General features: G+C 53.8%; 11 protein-coding genes and 1 pseudogene. 2 read left to right on the top strand and 10 right to left on the bottom strand.

Annotation, left to right across the window (positions count from 1 at the left end):
• Positions 1-325: 325 nt before the first annotated feature.
• The 4 genes from ACR0IM_RS16480 to ACR0IM_RS16495 all read right to left on the bottom strand — a co-directional run bounded on the left by ACR0IM_RS16480 (position 326) and on the right by ACR0IM_RS16495 (position 6,656).
• A complete protein-coding gene (locus ACR0IM_RS16480) occupies positions 326-1,432 on the bottom strand; it encodes an asparaginase (RefSeq protein ID WP_480682564.1) in 1,107 nt (368 codons plus the stop codon).
• Between the two features lie 259 nt (positions 1,433-1,691).
• A complete protein-coding gene (locus ACR0IM_RS16485) occupies positions 1,692-1,907 on the bottom strand; it encodes a hypothetical protein (protein ID WP_480682565.1) in 216 nt (71 codons plus the stop codon).
• Between the two features lie 84 nt (positions 1,908-1,991).
• On the bottom strand, positions 1,992-2,333 hold the full coding sequence (locus tag ACR0IM_RS16490; RefSeq protein ID WP_480682566.1) for a hypothetical protein: 342 nt from the start codon (positions 2,331-2,333) through the stop codon (positions 1,992-1,994).
• A 420-nt stretch (positions 2,334-2,753) separates the two neighbouring features.
• Positions 2,754-6,656, bottom strand: a complete 3,903-nt coding sequence (locus tag ACR0IM_RS16495; protein ID WP_480682567.1) for a beta strand repeat-containing protein — start codon at positions 6,654-6,656, stop codon at positions 2,754-2,756.
• 274 nt (positions 6,657-6,930) lie between these two features.
• Between ACR0IM_RS16495 and ACR0IM_RS16500 the strand changes: the two genes are divergently transcribed.
• Entirely contained in the window at positions 6,931-9,021 is a 2,091-nt protein-coding gene (locus tag ACR0IM_RS16500) for a tetratricopeptide repeat protein (RefSeq protein ID WP_480682568.1), read from the top strand.
• 1 nt (position 9,022) lies between these two features.
• Here the strand turns inward: ACR0IM_RS16500 and ACR0IM_RS16505 are convergent, their stop codons facing one another.
• From ACR0IM_RS16505 to ACR0IM_RS16515, 3 genes and pseudogenes are all read right to left on the bottom strand, one after another.
• Positions 9,023-9,874, bottom strand: coding sequence for a Rossmann-like and DUF2520 domain-containing protein (locus ACR0IM_RS16505; protein WP_480682569.1), 852 nt, complete (start codon positions 9,872-9,874; stop codon positions 9,023-9,025).
• Between the two features lie 595 nt (positions 9,875-10,469).
• A complete protein-coding gene (locus ACR0IM_RS16510) occupies positions 10,470-11,198 on the bottom strand; it encodes a pilus assembly FimT family protein (protein ID WP_480682570.1) in 729 nt (242 codons plus the stop codon).
• 219 nt (positions 11,199-11,417) lie between these two features.
• Positions 11,418-12,101, bottom strand: a pseudogene (locus tag ACR0IM_RS16515) (IS6 family transposase).
• Positions 12,102-12,428: 327 nt separating this feature from the next.
• On the opposite strand from ACR0IM_RS16515, the gene ACR0IM_RS16520 reads away from it, so the two are divergent.
• Complete coding sequence (locus tag ACR0IM_RS16520; RefSeq protein ID WP_480594623.1) at positions 12,429-13,340, top strand: glutaminase; 912 nt, start codon at positions 12,429-12,431, stop codon at positions 13,338-13,340.
• A gap of 156 nt (positions 13,341-13,496) precedes the next feature.
• Here ACR0IM_RS16520 and ACR0IM_RS16525 read toward each other — a convergent pair whose 3' ends face one another.
• The 3 genes from ACR0IM_RS16525 to ACR0IM_RS16535 all read right to left on the bottom strand — a co-directional run bounded on the left by ACR0IM_RS16525 (position 13,497) and on the right by ACR0IM_RS16535 (position 16,101).
• Positions 13,497-14,039 carry a winged helix DNA-binding protein gene (locus tag ACR0IM_RS16525; RefSeq protein ID WP_480594621.1) on the bottom strand — a complete coding sequence of 181 codons (543 nt, stop codon included), beginning with the start codon at positions 14,037-14,039 and terminating at the stop codon, positions 13,497-13,499.
• Between the two features lie 208 nt (positions 14,040-14,247).
• On the bottom strand, positions 14,248-15,543 hold the full coding sequence (locus ACR0IM_RS16530; protein WP_480642206.1) for a TRAP transporter large permease: 1,296 nt from the start codon (positions 15,541-15,543) through the stop codon (positions 14,248-14,250).
• 9 nt (positions 15,544-15,552) lie between these two features.
• On the bottom strand, positions 15,553-16,101 hold the full coding sequence (locus tag ACR0IM_RS16535) for a TRAP transporter small permease (RefSeq protein WP_480594616.1): 549 nt from the start codon (positions 16,099-16,101) through the stop codon (positions 15,553-15,555).
• Positions 16,102-16,148 lie beyond the last annotated feature (47 nt).

Here is a 16,148-nt window from a genome sequence, read left to right on the forward strand (position 1 = left end):
ATTTGTAGATCATGCGGCAATCGACATATTGGGCTCACTACCGCCACCGGAGCAAACGCAACATCTGCACAGGAAACGCATTTCGCTCCTGGGAAGCAGCCCAGAGATGACGTTGGTCCACTGGCACCGTTGCTACGATGCCGCCTGTTACAGGAGACACTCGCTGCGATCGTCTTATGATTGAACGCAGGCATCTTGCTGAGCCTCTATAACGAGAAACACGAACTATTACCTGAATGGCCGGCAGAGATTTTGCTGATGGGTGATTGAACGATAAAGCCCAACCCAGGGGCTTCCACACGCCATGCAGAAACCATTGCGAAAGCTAGCTTTCAAAAAGCTTTGCAAGAGCGTCTTGGTCAGCGTCGTTATGCAGCAATCCAATCATGAGAAGTAGGCGAGCTTTGGCAGCAGGAAGATCTCCGGCCAAGATGCAACCGGCCTTCTGTAGCGTTTCACCGCCACCTGGATCTCCATAAATCGGTTCAACGCTACCATGATAAACCCGGGTCGCGACCACGACTGCGATGTCTTTTGCCAAGGCGTATTTGATCGCCTCAAATACGTCTGAATTGACATTGCCCGCCCCTACTCCGTTGACAACAATACCCTTGGCACCGGTATCGACCGCGTGGCGTAGCAATCTGCCATCAGACCCGGCATAGGCCATGATCAAAGGCACATCTGGCAACGTGTCCGGAAGAGGTTTTGGCAACGGAACCCGCACCCGATGCAGCCGATCATTGAAACGCTGCACCTGTTTGCCGAACACGTAACCAAGATAACCCTTTTCACCCGAGTTGAAGGTCTGAATATTCGTGGTTTGCGTCTTGCGCACGTGACGCGCTGAGTTGACGTATCGATTGAGAGTTACCGTAACACCCCAGTTCCGGGCTTGGGGTGACAGCACTTGAACCACAGCATTGTATATGTTCCCCGGACCATCTGGATTTGGGGTCGAGGCATCGTTCATGGCACCGGTGAAGACGACCGGCTTGTCGCTTTTCAGCGTAACATCCGCAAAGAACGCCCCATCTGCCATTGTGTCCGTTCCATGAGTAACAACGGCTCCGCTGATATCTTCCCGAGAAAGAACCTCGTCCAGCTTGGCGCTGAGCTGCGCCCAATCCTTGGGCGTCATCTGAGATGAGTCAATATTGCTAAATTGCAGGACACCAATGTTCGCAATGCCTGACAATCCGGGCACAGCCGCCACAAGATCTTTGGCCGAAACAGCGGGAACAGCACCACCGGTCGTAGGATCCGTCTTCTCTGCGATTGTCCCTCCGGTGGCGATGATCGCTACTGATGGTAGATTGTCGTTACGGGATGCAAATTCCAATTCCGAATTCTGTTGATCAGCTTCTGCCGCTCCGAAGAAAAATAACGCCAGGCAGGCCAACGCTGACATCGAATTTCGAATACAACTCATGGCTGACCTTCCAAATCCTACAAAAAAACCGTACGAAATGCGCCGGTATTCGTTTCGCGAAACATGCTGCACCTTGTCGAGGCTGGCAAGCTACTTGTTCAAACCTTTTGGAAACACGACCGACACATCCATCCGGAATGCAAAGCCATCCGGCCCACCCTGCGGGCTATCGGCCCAATAGGTCACGCAGCCCATTATCTGAATCGGAACCTCGCGGAACTGTACCAGTTATCCAACTTCTGCAGTCTACCGGAACCCATCATTCATCTGCGGTCCGATCGTATTCGCTCTTGGTGAAGGTCTGGAAGGTCCATTGCGACGCGTTGGTGTAGACCACAAACGGCTCAAGGAAAGTCGTGTTCACACTTGAGACGTTAATCCGCGTCTCACAAACGCCCCATTGACAGGTGACCAACCCGCCATAGGTCCAGCCGTTCTTTTGCACCAAAGCGGCGGCTGTAGGATCAAGCGCCATAGTGCCTTCCCCAAGCAACGAATCTGTACTGGTCGGCCACGTCACCTGTACCCCAGCTCCCAAAGAGAGATCGCCACGTTTCGTTTACTTGGCTTTGGATGCGAAAAAGAACCCCTGCTCAAAATCGCCGAGGCCAAACTGACTGCCGGACGATCCGATGATGTCGTTCTGCTGGACCAGCGGTATGGTTGTCCGGATCGTCAGATTGAGATTTGAGCTCAAGTGCAAAGGGTAAATCGGCTGAAAACTGAGAGAGGTTCTGTAGCCATCCTCAGATCCGATATTGGGCGTGTATTCCGGGATTAAAGGCAACACAATCAGATCCGCGAATGGATTGGCGAGGTCCTTGGCGATTTCTGCAGCCGCGTCGCTACTTTGACCCGACGCAACTCCTGCGATTGAAAACATGATTGCAAAAGGTGACATGTTATCGACCCTGAGAATTGATCACCCTTGGCATTATTTGTGGCGCAAGCTCTGGACTTGCATCTTTGACAGGCAATGCGAGGACTCCATTCGCAAAAAGAAGCGGTATCACACTGCATTGGATGGGTCGTTGTGACGGAGTCCCAAAATGACTTTTTTTGGTACAGCACAAACCTACGGAAGACGAGTTATCTTCACCTGATTTGGAAGAACGTCATAAGATTGCCAAATGGCTTGCAGAAAAAACCTGGGTCAGAGATCGAAGACAGGGTAGGTCGCGCGGTCCAAGGCTTATCGCGAGATCAAGTGCAATTTTTCAAAAAACAGAAATAATGGAATTGAAAGGGAACTAACTTGTAACGAAAACCGGGCCAGAAGTTGATTAAGCTCTGGCCCGGTTCTTTGTGTATTACACGGAAATCAGAACGACCACCTCAGACCCGCCTGGAAAAACGGCCCCTGAGCGTCGCTACCGATTTCCTGTTCCGCATTCGCTTCGAATTGCATGTTGGGAACGAACTCGTGTTCATACCCGATCAGCACACTGGCGCCGGTGAAATCCGTTGATGGGAAAGACAGCGACTGCGTGGTCGAGAATACTGTCACGTTCGTGTCATTGTCCCCCAGATCACGCCGCAGAACTCCCGACAGCTGTCCGACAATAACACCGCCGGTATTCAGCGCCTTCTCGGCCTCGACACCCAGACGGGCTTCGATCACTTCGGTGGTGCTGTCTCCGACCGTGGCATTCGCGGATGACCCAGTTTCGGTATAACCGTCATCGTCCTGACGGGTATAGCGGACATCGCCAAAGCCCAGCAGTCCGAAAGCGTCACTGACGTCGAATGCTCGCTCGACACCCAGATAAGCCGTCAGCAGGGTGCTGTCGTAATCGGCATCCGCGTCTGCGCTACCGGTGATCTCGCGCGACCGTTCGGTCGACAACAAGCCATAGCCCAGCCCGGCTTCGATCGTGTATGATCCGATCTGGCGACCCAATGAGGCGTCCAGATAGAATCCATCGGTGTCGAAATCCGTGGTGTCGGTGTCACCGTTGGACCGGAACACACCCAGCCCCAGTGCCAGCGCCAATCCGTTGTCCAATTGCCCGGAAAACCCGGCGCTGCCGTTGAAAATCGCGACATCAGTATCAACCCCGGGCACGTTTTCGATTTGGCGTGCGGCACCGTCAACCGCCACGTAGGGACGGAACGGGCCGAATGTCACGCCTGCGATACGACCCGTGGTCGAATTGCGCGTCACCTGAGCCTGCGCCCCATAGCTCAGCGCATTCGTCGAACCGCTGATGGTGCTGCCATAGAAGGCTACGACATCGCCCGAGGTCAGCACCTCGGAAGAATCAACGCTGGCATAAATCGGAGCCGCGCCGCCTTCGTCCTGCACGAACCAGGCCGAACGACCATCTGACACTGTCGTTGTAAAGGTTCCGGACCCCGTTGCGGCGTCTTCGAACTCGAAAATCGCGCTGCCACCATTTGCATCCAGGTTAACGTTGTGATCCTGAACGCGGATCAGACCATCAACCTTATCGGTGCTGACAAGGTTCAATGTCCCTGTGCCTGTCCCAAGGAAGATCGCATAGGCATCACCGGTGTCAGAGGTCGCGGAAATCTCACCAACTTCTGTGATCACACCATCGAAATTCTCAAAATACAGGCCATAGGCATTGGATTCTGCCGCGCCCGATGCCGTGGCGGTGATCACACCACTGTTCGAGAACGTCCCCTGCACGTCATCGGCCAGAACACCAACTGCAGTCCCCTGAAAGAAGTCTGTGTCATTGGTGATCGTAGCTGAGGCCGTCAAGGTGCCGGTGTTCGTAAAGCTGCCTGCAAACGTATCGTCCAGGAAAACCGCCTGCGCCTCGGCTTCGGTCGAACCTGTGGCAGATGCCTCAACACCGCCGCCGTTGAGGACCGTTCCGTCGGTTCCGTTGCGCATATAGAGACCCCGAGCTAACGCCTCTTCGGTCTCTGACGTAGCGGTGGCGGTGATCACACCGGAATTAGACAGCGTCCCGTCAAATTCGGAAACAGTGACGCCATAAGCCGTCGCAGAGGCGCTGGTGTTTCCACGGGCCGTCACCTGAATCGTACCGGAGTTCGTTACGTCACCAATTGTCGTGCCACTGGAATAAAACCCGTAGGCTTCTGCCGAACTGGTGTTATCCGTAACAAGCACTGTGATCGAGCCGGAGTTGGAAAAATCACCGTCCAGACCACTGGTAATGTAAATCCCAGCACCCGTGCCTTCCGAAAAGCCATGGGCCTCAATGTCGATGGAGCCGGAGTTCAGAACATTCCCGGTCATGCCACCACTGACATAAAAGCCATAAGCCTCGGCTTCTTCGGTCTGATCGGTGGCAATCGCAGTGATGGTACCAGTGTTGGTGAAATCACCGTCCAGTCCGCTCGAAATATCAAAGGCGTATACCGTCGCCGATGAATATCCATCACCTCTTACGAAGATAGTGCCGGTATTGGTGATGTTGCCGGTCATACCGCTGCTGACATCAAGGACATATGCCTCGGCTTCCTCGGTTTGGTCCGTGGCAATCACGCTGATGGTGCCGGTGTTGGTGAAGTCACCTTGCAAGCCGCCCGAAATGTCAAACGCGTAGACCGACGCGGACGAGTACCCGTCACCGCGTACGGAAATAGTCCCAGTATTGGTGATGTTGCCGGTCATACCGCTGCTGACGTCAAGAACATAAGCCTCGGCTTCTTCGGTCTGGTCGGTCGCTATAACGCTGATGGTGCCCGAATTGGTAAAACTCCCCTGCAAACCACCAGAAATATCAAACGCGATTGCTGTGGCGTCCGAATATCCATCACTTCGCACCAGAATATTGCCGGTGTTGGAAATGTCTCCAGTCATCCCACCGCTGACATCCAACAGGTATGCGTAGGCTTCGTCATCCTCCAGATCGGTGGCATGTACAGTGATCGACCCGCTATTCACGAAACTGCCGTCGAGGCCGCCACGGATTTCAAACGCCGTTGCAGTTGCAGAGGAAACCCCGTCAGCGAGGACCGAGATAGAGCCGCTATTGGCAATATCTCCGGTCATCGAGCCGCGGACATAAAGACCGACGGCTTCGGCTTCTCCAGCTGTTGCGTTCGCGGCAACTGAAATCGTTCCGGAGTTGTCGAAACTTCCGTTCAGGTCGCCCGACAGATAATAGGCCGACCCTGAGGCGGACTCGGAGGCGCTGCCAATGGCAACTATAGTTCCGGTGTTGGTAATATTGCCGGTCGTGTCACCCTCGACATAGACAGCTGCACCGTCCGCGCTGCTAAACGTGGTGTCGGCGATGGCGCGGATCGTCCCGGTGTTGGTGAGGCTTCCGGTTTGATTGCCTTCAACGTGATACCCCCAGGCAACTGCATCACTCGCCGATCCCTCGGCCCTGGCAACAATTGTGCCAGCATTGTTCAGCGCACCATTTGCGTCGCCCTCAACGCGAACACCTACGGCTTCGGCTTGACCGGCAGTCTGAGACGCTGTGGCCTGGATTGTGCCGGTGTTGTCAATGTCACCGTTCAGATTATCGGTTACCAGAATGCCGATTGCTTCCAGTGTGCTCGCGCCTCTGGCAGCTGCCGTGATGGTTCCATCATTGACGATATTCGTGTCCATGTCTCCGTCGGAAAGCAACCCGATGGCTGTTGCGTTGCTTGCACCCGACCCGCTGGCCCTTGCCGTGATCGAACCTGAGTTGGAAAATGATCCGGTTGCGTCGATACCGCCCGTGAAAAGAACGGCAAGGGCGGTTGCATTGGTAGAAGTCGCGCTCGCCTGGGCGGTGACTGTCCCGGTGTTCACGAAATCACCGGCAAAGTCCCCACCCATAAGGTAGCCAAGCGCTGCCGCAAATGACGAGGCATCGACGTTAACGTTGACTGTGCCGTTGTTGATGATCTGTCCGGTTGCCAACAAATCGTCGGTCAAAAGCACGCCAAACCCGACAGAACTGGATGCGGAAGGACCAGAGATCGTACCATTGTTAGTGAATGTGCTGGAATAGTCAGTATCAATGACGACTGCCGGACCACCACCAGTGGTCAGGGTGACCGCGCCGGTGACCGTGATCGTGTTGTCTTCGTCATTCAAAAACACCTGTCGCGTGTTTTGCGGTGCCGATACCACCTCGGCTGTTGCAATCCCGACAGACAACGCCGCGACAGACACGGACGCTAGGAAAACCGATGGCGCAACACTGGCCACCCGCCCTTTCCATTTCACAACACGACCCCCACGCGCCACACGTTCCCGTGTGCGCTCAGTTGCGCAACCTTTCATTTATGAAGTCCCTTCCTTAGGAGATAACTCGTTAACTTTTTGTTCATTTTGCTACCTAGGAGCGAAGCAGGGCGCAAATATGACCACCAAAAAAATCTTTCGAATATTTCGTGGTATTGCATCAAGAACACACAATATATCGTATTGATACTTGGGAATACTTGACCCAGCCAACGGATGGACGGCAGGGAAAGAATGTTCTACCACAAGTGCGCCAGCGCTATAAATAAGCGGTTCTCAATCAGATCTGCGCTGGTTGGCAGGAGGCAATCTTATGGCAGAACAGCAGCAGATTTCGGTGCAGGAAGCATTCGCCCAAGCGATGTCGCATTATGAAAAAGGGCAGTTTAAGCAAGCCGCCGCTCTTTTGTCGGAGATTGTCAAAGCCGCTCCGCAACACGCGGACTCACACCACATGCTGGGCCTAATCGCATTTCGGGCCGGACAATTTGACCCTGCGGTGAAGGCTGTTGGCCGCGCCGTTAATTTGCGACCGGACTACGTGGTTTTTTTGACCAATTTCACCGAAATATTGCGTGCGTCCGGGCAACTGGAAAAGGCCCGCACCATTGGTGAGCGGGCAGTGCGGCTGGCACCCGGCCACGCGGCGGCCCATTCGAATTTGGGCCTTGTTCATTATGATCTGAAAGAGCTTGAGCTTGCGCGCACATCGCAAGACCGTGCGCTGGCCCTGTCGCCGGACTTTGACCGGGCCCTCAACAATCTGGGCAGTATCGCCCGGGATCAGGGTGATCGTGATAAAGCTGCGGACCTGTACCGACAGGCCCTACGGATAAACCCGGCCTCTTCCGAGACCGCGAACAACCTGATCTCGGTTCTGATTGAGGCCGAGGACATCTTCGCCGCCCAATCCGTTGCCGTAGCCCACGCCAAGCAAGCGCCGCGCGATGCAGAGTTGCACCGGAACTTTGGCCGGATATTCATGCTAGAGAACGATCTGGACAAGGCGGAGAACGCCTTTCGAAACGCGATCTCGCTGAACGGTCAAAAGGCCGAAAGCTATGTTGGCCTGTCTCAGGTTCTGTTTGAAAAGAACCACCCCAAACTGGCCCTGATCGAAGCGGAACACGCATTACGTCTGGATCCCGAAAATGCCGCCGCCTGCCATCAGATGGCGCTAGTTAAGGCGCATCTTGGCGACACGGACACGGCGCAAACCCTGTATGCCAAAGCGATTGAGCTCAAACCCGACCTAACCGCAAGCCGCCTGGCCCTAGGACATCTAGCCATGGAACAGGGTGACTTTGACAAAGCGCGCCAATTGTTCAACACGGCTGCGACCTCGGCGGATGATCCGCTCAGCGCGCAAATCTCATTGGCGCGGCTGGACACGATCACCAAAGACAGCCCGGTCTTTCATGCGCTTGAGGCTGCCCTGCCCTCAGCCGATAAGATGTTGCCGCAAAAGGCTGTTTCCTATCGTTTCGCAATGGGTGATTGCTATGAAAAGTTAAAACGTCATGACGAAGCTTTCGCGCAGTTTCAAAAAGGCGCAGCCTTAAAAAGATCGCTGATCACATATGACCCAGCTGAAACGGACAAGCTTACGGATGATTTGATTTCGACATTCGATGCCGACAGGATCAAGCAACTCGGCCAATGTGCGATCCCGAGTGAAAAACCCATCTTTGTTGTCGGAATGCCCCGTTCAGGCACCACGCTGACGGAATCCATCCTCGACGCCCACCCGCAAGTATTCGGGGCCGGAGAGCTGAACGATTTGCAGAACCTGTTCGGGCGTCAGGCCGATGGCCGTACGAATGTGCCACAGGCGACGGCCTCGGCTTCCTACGATCAGCTAAAACGGCGGGCCGAAGACTATGTTGAAGTTCTGTCGCGCCTTGGGGGGGATTACCCGCGCGTGGTGGACAAGATGCCGGCAAACTTTCAGATGATCGGGCTGATCCACGGCCTGATGCCAAACGCCCGAATTATCCACGTCACCCGTGACCCCCTGGATATCTGCCTATCTTGCTACACGCGCCTGTTCGAACGCAGCCAGTTGCACAGCTATGATCAGGTCGAGTTGGGGCGCTATTACAACAATTATGTCCGGATCATGGAACACTGGCAGAATACCCTGCCACAGGGTGCATTCCACACGATCCGGTACGAAGCGCTGGTGGACGATATCGACACCGTCGCGCGCGGCATTGTTGACTATTGTGGGCTGAACTGGACCGAAGCCTGCCTAGAGTTCTATTCGGGCAAGCGCCGTGTCCGCACCGCCAGCGTCCAACAAGTTCGCCAGCCACTTTATTCGACATCCAAGGAAAAATGGCGGCGGTATGAAAAACACCTGCAACCGCTGATTGACACGATCGGTGATAACCGCACTAGGTGACTTAGGAATCCCGCGTGGAACCGCTTTTCTTCAGGTTTCGGGCCATCTTGCTAAGATCCGCATAGAGGTCACCCGCGGAGGGATACCATCGGGCCACGTCAGCACCCTGGCTGGAAACGACCATGTCGTCCCCCCTGGCCGCTGGACCGGTTAAGGCCTGTTGCGGGCCAAACGCAGCCACGTTTTCTGCCGTACTATTCAGAAGCTTGGTGTTGAGTTGTTGCGCCACTTTGTCGGCAACGCCTGCTTCGGCCCAAGCCTCACGTGCGATGGCCTGCAATACCACTGTGAAGTTATTCGAGATCACCGCGGCGGCGTGATAAAGACTTTTGCTTTCTGACCGGATGGAAAAACACTTGGCGCCTATGTTTTCCAACAAGGGCACAATAAACTCCTTGGCATTTGTGTCCCCTTCCAGCCCGCAAAGCGCGCCTTTGAACTGATCCCGTGCCGCCAGAGGATCGGCAAAGGACAAAACGGGATGCACGCTTGCAAGATGCCAATTCAGTTGACGCAACGGTGCCATCTGCTCGGCCGGGAAATAGCCGCTGCAATGGAAGGCGACCGGTGGTTGGCCATTCGATATTTGATCCCTGAAAACCCTTTCTAGCTCAGACGCGGCAGCGAAGATTTGAGTGTCAGGGACAGAAATGATCCATAGGTCGGCAGGCTGCAGCCCTGAATACCCTTCCACAGCCCGCCCATTTGCGGTCAGTTGGACTGCCTCCCGCGCGGATTGAAACCTGGCACTCAGTACGTCCTGCACTGAATAGTCATCGAGAGTGTCCAGCAAGTGGATCAGGGTTTGCCCCACCCGCCCGGCTCCAATGACATTCACTTTGAAAGGGCACATATTCGAACCTCTTTATTGCGACAACCTCTCTGTCCGCCAGCATTTGTCCAGCCTACAAATGGGGCAAGGCAATTTAGATCCTACAATCTCCAGCCAGCGCTTCTTTCGAATTGCGCGAAAACCTCATCTTGGCGTTTAAGCTTTTCATAACAGTTGCCCATCACAAAATGATAGGAAACGTGCTTGTGCGGCAACATCTTGTCGGTTGCAGGGTCAAAACACCCCATTGTCATTCACCTTCGCAATAGTCATCACAAGATCGCCAGCGTCATCTTTGACAAAAATCTTCGAAGCGGCAGCATTGGAAGCAAATCCCTTCGAATACGTGTCGTGAATTCCAAGCGCGCTGCCTGACCAACAAACTCAACTGGACACGGGGTAGTTCCGGATGGTGGATTGGCATTGGACAACCAGGACTATAAACGTGCTTTCAACGCTACTTTTGCGCTCTGTTCAGGACCAAATCTTGCTCGGTCGTAGACCGATACGGCAAAGCTGAGCGCCCCGGATAGCCCAACAGAAATCAAGGCGAGCAACGCCAGTGCAATCAGTAGCTCAAAAGGCTGAGGCCGGATCGCGCGTTCATTCCGGCACCCTAATTCAGTAGCCTGAAAAGTACTTTGCCCACCATATCTTCAACCTCAATCGCCAATTGCATCAGATCAAAACTTGAACCTGTTCCAGTATAGGGATCGAAGCGTTGACACAGTGTCCAGCTTCCAATTCTTTTAGTTCTTTCACCTATGGTCAGAGGCCGCGTGATACCCAGTTCACTCAACCCGGAATACGCAAATTCCGCTGCAACGGTCTTTTGGAATCTGGAGGCAGAGCGTTCTAGAAACTCCGCCTGACGTGGCAAAACCACAGCGTGCACCATCGTAATAACCTCAGATGCGATCAGTACATCAAACAATGGATACCCTGCCCGTCTATTCATCGGATGAAGCTCTCGAAAACTGTTCGAAAAAGGTGACAGAGTTAGAGTTTCCTGGCGTGCACCGACCTCCAAGCAAATCTCGTCACCCTCCGCCGTCACATCAGGCATGAATCTCAGATTCAACGTTTCATTGCCACAGTCGGTTATTGCGATGCCGATCATCTGGCCCGATCTGATTGCACGAAGACGTGCTTCGCTGACCCGTGAAGCAAGTTCTGAAACCCACTGGCCTAATTTCGTTTCATCTGAAGGTCGGCGAAACCCTGTAGCAGAAATAACGACGGCCATCGCAAGGACTGAAAGAGAAACAAACAGTTCGAACAAAGAATAGCCTGCTGCATACTGCGCGAGTGCTGGCGAAAAGGAGTTATCGAAAGAATGCAACATCGTTCTATGTCTTGATGGCAGAAATGATGATTCCTCCAACGCAAAACCCAATGGCAAGGGTGAGCATGGGAGCAATCAAGCGGACGGATTGCCCGCGTATCTAAGCGCTTCGCAGGCGAAGGTCAGCGACGAGGCGATCCTGAACCCGAACCATTTGGTCCGATACGGTTCCGTAGCTAACTTCTAGATGACAGAGCATCGGTGGAATTGCTGAGCAGTTTACCCTGCCAGTTGGTCGCACTGCTGAAACGGACGGTGTCCGGGAGTGAATTGACCTTTGCGGATCATGTTATCGAATTCTATGCCTGCCAGGACAGATGTGGCTGAAGCGAAAGATTTGAATTCCGGCATGGGTCTAATCCGTCGTTTGATGAAACGGTGATCCTGTTCAATGACGTTATTGAGGTCTTTTCGCCTTACCATTTCGATCTAGATCGGGAAGCCAATGCTTTTGAGCATCTTGTTGATCGCCTTGATGCCAGCTGTATTGGCCCCGCTTTTGTCGATGACGATCATGCGCGGTAGACCGTGCACTTCAAGCGCGCGCGTAAAGAACCTCGTCGCAGCGGCTTTATTCCGGCGCTTGGGCAACATGAAATCCAGGGTCTTGCCGTGTTTGTCGATCACTCGATAAAGATAAACCCATTCGCCTTTCACTTTCACATATGTCTCATCCATGCGCCACGAACGGTCAACGGGATGCTTTCTGTACCGAGCCGCTTCAGCAATGAGGCCTGCATATCGGCTGACCCAACGGTTTAGCTTTGCATGATCCAGATCATCGCCACGTTCGGCCATGATTTCTTCCAGATCCCGATATGAAACACCGTAGCGCAGGTAGAAGGAAACCGCGTGCAAGATCACGCTTTCCGGAAAATGCGTGCCCAATAATGAGATCGTCACAGCCTGCTCCTGTCTTGTTCGAGTGCGCGCGACCAGGCATGCCCTCGACCTGACAGGTAGGGTCGATGTCTGCGACAGAACCCTTTGCCAAGCGTCTTCAAGCATCAGGGAAATTTGTGACAGAACCACGTTGAAATACAGCACGCCGATATGACGGCTCTGTTGCGTAGCTTTCGCTGATTGAATTGGCAACGCGGTTCCAGCGGCTTAGGCTGCCAGTTCCGAGAACGTGGCGTCTACATCTTCAGAACCGAGTATTGTCAGAATCGGGCTGACTGCCGTATCGAAGCCGCAGCATATTCACAAACTTCCCAAAAGCTATCGGCGATGTCTGAACTTGGTATTTTGTTGGAAAGCATCACAGAACAAATCTACCGGGAGTCCGACTGGGGTTCGCCGGCGGGGTACATACGCGAATTGGCCGAAGTCGACCCAGAGCAATTTGCAATATGTGTTTGCACCCCTGACGGTGAGACGAATTGGGCTGGTCGCGCCCAACAGCCGTTTTCGATTCAAAGTGTTTCAAAGGTCTTCGCCCTGATTGCCACATTGGGGCGCATTGGCGGTCAACTCTGGAGCCGCGTGGGGAGAGAGCCATCAGGAACATCGTTCGATTCGGTCATTTTGCTGGAAAGCGAGCGCGGCCGTCCGAGAAACCCATTTGTTAACGCTGGGGCTATCGTTACAACCGATGCCCTTCTTTCGGGCCGCGAACCAAAGTTTGCCTTGGCAGAAATCCTGAATCTTGTCCGAGCCGGGGCCGAAGACGACGACATTCACATCAATGCGGCGATTGCAAAGTCGGAACAGGAAACCGGGTCCAGGAACAAGGCACTGGCGCATTATCTGGCCTCATATGGCAACCTGGACAATCCACCGGAACTGACGCTTGGAACGTATTTTCATCAATGTGCAATCGAGATGACCGCGATTCAACTGGCTCGCGCCGGGCGCTGCCTGGCTGGCTTTGACGATGCGCCCAATATTGTCTCGACCCTAAACGCGCGTCGCGTGAATGCGCTTATGATGACCTGTGGTCATTATGACGGGTCGGGGGATTTCGCCTTTCAAGTTGGTTTGCCTGGAAAAAGTGGTGTTGGAGGCGGGATATTGATTATCGCCCCAAAGGTCGCTTCGATCGCAATCTGGTCGCCGGGTCTGAACACATATGGCAATTCTAAGGCTGGCACACGTGCAGCAGCAATGCTCACGGAAAAAACAGGTTGGTCGGTATTCTGACGAAACGGCGCAGCGGCTTGTTCCAGGGCGAAAAGGTTTAACCGCGCCTAGGCCAGAGCCTTTCGGCACTCTGTGACATAACCTCGTCGGCCAATGGTGCAGACGTTGAAAAGCCAGCAATGTCGAGTTACCTTGGAAAGTTCTCGGTTCGGCCTCTTACAAAGATGCCGCTGCGCGCGAAGCTTGGTCATACAGGCCCGACAAATTTCTAAGCACTTTTGCAACATGACTGATCTCATCAAAATCCCGGTCAGCCGCCACAGCGGTGTCGAGAAGGCATGCCTGGCGTACCTTGCCATATTCCAGGCAGACCTCTTGTCCACGTTCTGTGGTTTTATAAAAGACTTCTTTTCCGATTTTCTCGCCTTCGACCAACTGGGTTTTGATTAGCTTCTTGACCGCGTAATTGACCGTATGCGTGTCCTCGATATTGAGCATAAACGATATGTCCGCGAGCCGCTTCTCTTTCCCGCGGTGGTTGATATTGTGCAAGATAAGGATATCGAGCGGATTGAAATCCTTGTGCCCAACAGATTTCATGCAATGCATCATCCAGCGAGAAAAGGCGTTGTATGTCATCGTCATAGCATATTCCAGCTCGCTGAGCTGCCAGCCAACCGGGGAGTCCGCAAGATGGGACGATGACACAATGGCAGTTTCGCTGCCGCCAGTTCCGTCTGGATTGTTTTTTTGTGTCACTGCCAGCCTCACTTTACTTTGTTCTCCCACATGTTACTGCGCAGCAGGCAAACGCACAAGAAACGCTGTCGAAACATTTGCATTTTGCCAGCGAAGCGGCGCATTTGCCTAGTGTGACAAGAACAGCAGAACAGTTGTGTTGCGCAGCATATACTGAATCATCCTGCAGAACCGGAAAACGCTTGAAAGAGTAAGCCATAACAAGGTCCTACATGTTGTTTGGCAGAAAAGTGACGATGCCGGGCACAGCCACAATGATCGCCAGCGCAATAATCATCAGAATGAAAAACGGCAGCGCCGCCTTGGCGATAACAAGGATATTTCGGCCTGTTAGAGATTGCAGAACAAACAGATTGAACCCCACGGGGGGCGTGATCTGAGACATTTCGACCACGATCACCAGAAAGATACCGAACCAAAGAGGATCGACGCCAACCTGCTGCACCATTGGCATCACAACAGATGTTGTTAGAACGACAACAGAGATCCCATCCAAGAACATCCCCATTATGATGAAAAAAACGGTCAATGCGGCAAGGAGAGCATATGTCGACAAGTTCATGCCGCCGATCCACTCTGCAAGTACGCGGGGAATACCGGTGAAGCCCATAGCAACTGTCAGGAACGACGCACCAGTCAGAATGAACGCGATCATACAGGACGTTTTTGTCGCGCTCATCAGACCTTCTACAAAGGTATTTTTATCGAGAGAACCAGAGTGCCAGGACAGAACCAATGCCAGCACAACCCCAACGGCGGCGGCGTCTGTTGGAGACGCGATACCCGCATAGATCGAACCAATCACGCCACCTATCAGCAAAATGACGGGGACCAAGCGTCGAGACCGGTACATTTTTTCACGAAACGAAAACTCGAAAACCTCATCCGGCAGATTGTCACGGTTCAGAAGGGCCCAAATCGCCACGTAGCCGACGAACAGGGCCACGAGCAAAAGTCCTGGCAAAACTCCGGCCACGAACAGGCGCGCGATGGATTGCTCGGTGGCAACGCCATAAACGATCAAGATGATCGACGGTGGGATCAACAATCCCAAAGTGGCCGCGCCTGCCAGGGTGCCGATCATCAGGTTCTCTGGATATCCGCGCTGCGACAGTTCCGGGATTGATAATTTGCCGATGGTGGCGGCCGTTGCCGCCGAGGAACCCGAGACAGCTGCGAAAATACCGCAACCGAAGATATTCACATGAAGAAGCCGGCCGGGCAGTTGATTCATCCAAGGTGAGAGCGCAGTGAACATGTCATCGGACAGCTTGGAGCGGAACAGAATTTCCCCCATCCAGATGAAAAGAGGCAGGGCCGCCAGAGCCCACGAGTTACTGTGGCCCCAAATTGTTGTCGCCATCACCAGGCCAAGCGGTGCATTTGAAAATAGCGCCATGGCAGCGATGCCCACGCCCATCAAGGCGAAGGCGACCCAAACTCCGGCCCCAAGCATAGCAAACAAGAGGACAATTAGGATGACAGAGAGAATTCCGACAGTCATGTTGCGCTCCTATTCGCTCAGGAGGTTTTCGCCCTGACCCTCATAGGTCGGAGCCTTGCCACGCACGACAAGAAAGAGTTCGTCGGCTAGTGCGATTGTCAAAACCGCCAGACCGACCAGTACAGGCACCTGCGGAATCCACACCGGGATCGACAGCATGCCCGATGTCATGTCCCTGAACTCAATGGATTCTTCAACAAGACCCAGCATGTAGAACGTGGCATATCCCGTCATTGCCAGACCAATCAAAAGAGCCATGGCTTCGAAGCCGCGTTGCAGTCGCGCCGGCATCAGCCCGGTTACAAGCGTCACGCGGATATGGCCCCCAGATCGAAGCGTGTAGGCAAGCGCCAGAAACGATGCTGCTGCCAGGAAGAACCCTGTGAAATCGGAATAAGATGGGATTGTCAGTCCAAGTGCGCCGCCTGTCAGGGCCGAGTAGATTTTATCGGTCAAGTTCAGACAGACTTGCGCGAATACAATGGCCACGATGGCGCTGATGAAAATCGCAGCTGCTACACCGCTATAAAGGTAAAGGGCGTCCAGTACGCGTCGCATAGTTAGTTCCTCCCCTAACTTGCGGGGGTGCGATCACGCCCCCCACC

Source organism: Ruegeria sp. BF6 (genome assembly GCF_056538665.1).